This window comes from Candidatus Lokiarchaeota archaeon (assembly GCA_014730275.1).
GTDB lineage: Archaea > Asgardarchaeota > Thorarchaeia > Thorarchaeales > Thorarchaeaceae > WJIL01.
On the sequence record WJIL01000045.1, the window covers coordinates 1 to 3,959 of the forward strand.

The 3,959-nt window shown below is 43.8% G+C and carries 5 protein-coding genes; 2 read left to right on the plus strand and 3 right to left on the minus strand.

Annotated elements, in window-relative coordinates; translation table 11 throughout:
* Positions 1-1,062 (plus strand): tRNA pseudouridine(13) synthase TruD (gene truD, locus GF309_05305; GenBank protein ID MBD3158188.1); only part of this gene is annotated, 1,062 nt, incomplete at its 5' end.
* Here the strand turns inward: truD and GF309_05310 are convergent.
* Both GF309_05310 and albA read right to left on the minus strand, forming a co-directional pair.
* Entirely contained in the window at positions 1,059-1,643 is a 585-nt protein-coding gene (locus GF309_05310; GenBank protein ID MBD3158189.1) for a hypothetical protein, read from the minus strand. The genes truD and GF309_05310 overlap by 4 nt on opposite strands.
* Before the next feature lie 73 nt (positions 1,644-1,716).
* Positions 1,717-1,953 (minus strand): DNA-binding protein Alba, encoded by a 237-nt coding sequence (gene albA / locus GF309_05315; protein MBD3158190.1) that lies wholly within the window; start codon positions 1,951-1,953, stop codon positions 1,717-1,719.
* A gap of 155 nt (positions 1,954-2,108) precedes the next feature.
* On the opposite strand from albA, the gene GF309_05320 reads away from it, so the two are divergent.
* Positions 2,109-3,512 carry an MBL fold metallo-hydrolase gene (locus GF309_05320; GenBank protein ID MBD3158191.1) on the plus strand — a complete coding sequence of 468 codons (1,404 nt, stop codon included), beginning with the start codon at positions 2,109-2,111 and terminating at the stop codon, positions 3,510-3,512.
* A gap of 311 nt (positions 3,513-3,823) precedes the next feature.
* On the opposite strand, the gene GF309_05325 is transcribed toward GF309_05320, so the two are convergent.
* Positions 3,824-3,959, minus strand: a 136-nt coding sequence (locus GF309_05325; GenBank protein ID MBD3158192.1) for a hypothetical protein, incomplete at its 5' end; no start/stop codon positions are given.

Sequence of the window (3,959 nt, forward strand, 5' to 3'; positions counted from 1 at the left end):
CCGTGGCAGATGGTCTCCTATGCTGGCCTGAAGGATAAACGTGCAATAACTGCACAAGCTATGTCGATACCTGCTTCTTCTGCAGAGGATTTATCTGAAATCGAGCTTCATAATATTGAACTTCGCGATTTTGAGTACTGTCCTCATCAGATTCAAATTGGGGATTTGTGGGGAAACCGATTTACTTTGCTTCTTCGCAATCCCGAAGTTGAATATGAGCAAGTACTTGAATATGTGCAACAGCTACGAAATAAACCAATTCTGAACTACTTCGGTGTGCAGCGTTTCGGAGTAACACGCCCGAATTCTCATATTATAGGGAAATTCCTTGTTAATCGCGATTTCAAAGGAGCATTGGAAGAACTCCTTGTGACACCTAGTGAGTATGAATCCGATGAGCTGTTGGAAGCAAGAGAATCTCTAGCAGATGATCTGACCCCTACTGACGAAATAATAGATGCATTTCCAGATTCCCTCCATTATGAGAAGCGTGTCATGGAATATCTACAAAACCACCCGGAAAATTACCGTGAAGCTTTCACAAAAATACCACCTCGAATCCAGACCATCTTTGTTCATTCCTACCAGTCCTACTTGTTCAATTTACTTGTGAGCCGAAGAGCTGAGAAAGGTCTTCCTATTGACGAGCCAGTTGCTGGAGACTTCCTGGTTCTCAGAGATGAACCTCACTCGGGCAGAGACACCTGGTTATTTGTAACAGAACGGAGTATTGAAGAAAAACGTAACCTCGTTGAAAGAGGCAAATATCTAGTTGCTGCTCCATTACCTGGCTATTCTACAAAACTCCCCCCTTGTTGCCAGACAGAGCTCTTGTTGGAGCTTCTGGATGAGGAAAGCATAGCGTTGCGGGATTTCTATAACCGACACATGGATTCATTGAGTTCTCCAGGCGGACTTCATCCCATATCTATCAAGCCCGTTGATTTAGAAATCGAATCTGTAGGAAATGATATCCAGGTAAGCTTCAAACTAAGGCGGGGCAGTTATGCAACCATGATTATGAGGGAATTAATGAAGAACCATCCGATAAACAGAGCCTAGAACCTTCTTCTACTGCTGAATTCTTTCATCTTTTCAGCAAAGGTATCGGTCTCATCTTCCTCCTCTTCCTCTTTCTCCTCGGTTTGGAAGTCAAAGATTACATGTTGACCTGTTACTGCTGATATTATCTCTCCAAGGGTATCGGGCGAATATCGCAGGCGCGCTCGATCCTCCTCTTTGAGCATTACTATGCTTTCTCTTGTACCATCTGGCAAGTATAGGCTGTTTATACCCACTTCAACGACGGGATCAATCAGCTTCTTGATGAGGGTTCTCATCTTGGTGGGTCCTTCAATGACCATCAGATCACCGAATTCTGCTTCTATATCTTCCACTAGGCTTTCATTGGAGAGAATCAGTTCTGATTGCCCTCGTTCAACTACCAATATAACGTAGTCTTTCACTTGAATCGCTCTTACAAGATGAAGATCATCTATCCCTGAGTACTTCTCAGCTCTATCAAGAAGCCAAGAGGAGAAATCCACGTCAAACTGCGTAATCTCTCCTCTGTCCAGCTTGCTTTGGCAGCTTGGACAGAGCATACCTGATTCTAAGTCGAAGATACAGACGCATAACTCCATGTGTTTCATCGCCAATGGGACGTGTTACTAGTATGCAACCCACGAGCGAGGGCAATATGAAAGCTGTGTTTTGTCAGTCTTTTTTCGCAATAACGATATCTATCGTACTGACATTCAAGTCAGAGCCCTTGTCTGTTTTCACAGTCGTTGTACCTATGTCGATTTTACGGACACACAAACCATCAACAAATCTGTTTCTAGTTATTTCGGCCACATCAACTGCTCTACTGATTAGTCTGCCACGTGCTTTGATGGAGACATAATCTGCTCCCTTATTGAATAGCGTAACACAAGCGAGCACATAGCTCATAACGTTCTTGTTGCCTACAAGTACTACTGGCTCCCCATTGAATCCTTGAGAGTCTTTTGACTCCTTTTCCTGCTTTTTGTTGCTTTTTTGATCCTCCTTCACCCGAGGTCGCTCCCGTTGTAGTCACTGGATTCGTAGCTTCCTAATCTACCCACATGTCTAATATTGATTTCGATTATTGGTTTATTCCTTCATTCTATGTTTACATAATGAAACCAATTCTCCTTGACGTGCAATCGATAACCTTTTCACCAAACCAAACCGGTTTTCAAACTGGAAGTTACGATAAAATGGCACATTTGAAGTTTTTAGGCTCTTGTAAGGAAATTGGTCGCTCAGGATTTTTGCTTGACGACGAAGACGAGAGCCTGTTAGTTGATTATGGCGTTAAGTTCGCCAACCCGCCCAAATTTCCAGACCTTGTACCTATAAACGGTCTGCAGGGCGTAGCGATTACACATGCTCATCTTGATCACTCAGGTGGCGTACCAAACATTCTTAGACAGTCCGAAGATATTTCGTTATTCTGCACAAAACCAACTCGCGATCTCACGGCTCTCTTGATTCATGATATGTACAATATAAGCCGTGGGCGGCTGCCATTCGCAAGAAAGGATATAGCTCGGGTGAAAAAACAATGTCACCCACTTGGTTATGAATATACCTTGCCGATTGGACACCATTTTGAAATGACAATGTTCAACGCGGGTCATATTCCTGGCAGTTCGATGGTCTCTATTGGATACAATGGGAAGAGAATCCTGTTCACAGGAGACTTCAATCTCACTGCATCTCGTCTTACAATGGGTGCACGGGAAAATCTACCCGAGCATGATTACGTAGTGACCGAAAGCACCTATGCAACGAGAGTCAACCCTCGGCGAGAAGAAATCGAAGAGGCACTTATTGACAGTGTCATCAAAACGCTTGAACGAGGAGGCACAGTGCTTATTCCTGCTTTTGCTGTTGGAAGAAGTCAGGAGATCATGTGCATTCTCGAAGAGTATGGATTGCCCAACAAATATCCGATATACATTGATGGCATGGCCCGCAAGGTGAATGAGATATTCAGTAGACACTCCGAATATCTTGGTTCTCCACAGCTGTTCAAGCGGGCACTACAGCGAACCAGAGTAATCCGAAGCAATAATGATAGACGCCGCGCATCTAATGAAAATGGGGTCATTATCTCACCAGCCGGCATGTTAAAGGGTGGATCCAGTATGACCTACTTCCGTAAGTTGCATGACGATCCGAAGAATGCTATCATTCTCGTCTCATTCCAGATTCCAGGCACACCTGGTGCCGAGCTTCTTGAGAATAAGGAGGTTACACTTGGCGACAAGGTGTACAAGGTGAAAGCGGAATTGAAGTATCACCATCTCTCAAGCCACTCTGACTCTTATGGCCTGATGAACATGCTAGAAAGCATTCCTGGCGATCCCGAGTTCTACATCGTACATGGAGAACCTGAATCTGCTGAAGTTCTTGCCGAACAGCTTGAGATACGTGATAAGACAGCTCATGTTCCGCTCATGAACGATGTCGTCGAGGTCTAATGATAAAGGAAAAGGGGGCTAAAAACCCCTCTATTCCTATCCCAAATGGAACCTTATTGGTATAGTCTTTAGGTCGTGGTGATACATTATCTCTTTGCTGAACAAAGAATATGGTATTTGATTATCCATTTAATTCTCCCGTCATAGTTACAGAGGTGAAAAGCGAAATCGTAGAAATTCATCAATGTAACCACAATACCAATTACCAAGAGAACAGATCAAAAATCATACAAGAATGGTTCTACAACTGCTTTGAAAGGTTATCCACCGCAGTTGTATCCTCTATTGCCGACACCATTTGAGTGGGAAAATTAGATTTCTTCTGCACCAGGTCGAGCTTCAACGACTCTACAACGGACCTGTTCAAGAATTGCTTCAGCATCAGCAGCATTGGTTACTAGGGTGTAGAGATACCTGTCTGTGCGTAGTTTGAGCTTCACCTTGTCA